The sequence below is a fragment of the Pseudoduganella rivuli genome, from assembly GCF_009674485.1.
GTDB lineage: Bacteria > Pseudomonadota > Gammaproteobacteria > Burkholderiales > Burkholderiaceae_D > Rugamonas > Rugamonas rivuli_B.
The window spans coordinates 1-622 of sequence record NZ_WKJJ01000065.1; the positions used below are offsets into that span (position 1 = coordinate 1).

General features: G+C 52.1%; 1 rRNA gene. It reads right to left on the reverse strand.

From position 1 onward, the window contains the following. Positions 1-622: ribosomal RNA gene (locus GJ700_RS34705) — 23S ribosomal RNA — on the reverse strand; the annotation flags it as partial.

A 622-nucleotide genomic window follows, 5' to 3' on the forward strand; every position in this document is an offset into this window, starting at 1 on the left:
GTTCCTTCTCCCGAGTTCTCTCAAGCGCCTTAGAATACTCATCTCGCCCACCTGTGTCGGTTTGCGGTACGGTCTCGTATGACTGAAGCTTAGAGGCTTTTCTTGGAACCACTTCCGATTGCTTCGCACCATAAAGGCGCTCGTCCCAGTCCCTTGAATTACGCACCCGGATTTGCCTAAGTGCCTTCTCTGAACCAGAAACCAACTATTCCAACAGTTGGACAACCTTCCGCGATCCGTCCCCCCATCGCATCATACGACGGTGCAGGAATATTAACCTGCTTCCCATCAGCTACGCATCTCTGCCTCGCCTTAGGGGCCGACTCACCCTGCTCCGATGAACGTTGAACAGGAAACCTTGGGCTTACGGCGTGGGGGCTTTTCACCCCCATTATCGCTACTCATGTCAGCATTCGCACTTCTGATACCTCCAGCATCCTTTACAAGACACCTTCGCAGGCTTACAGAACGCTCTCCTACCATATGCATTACTGCATATCCGCAGCTTCGGTGACTGGCTTAGCCCCGTTACATCTTCCGCGCAGGACGACTCGATCAGTGAGCTATTACGCTTTCTTTAAATGATGGCTGCTTCTAAGCCAACATCCTGACTGTTTTAGCC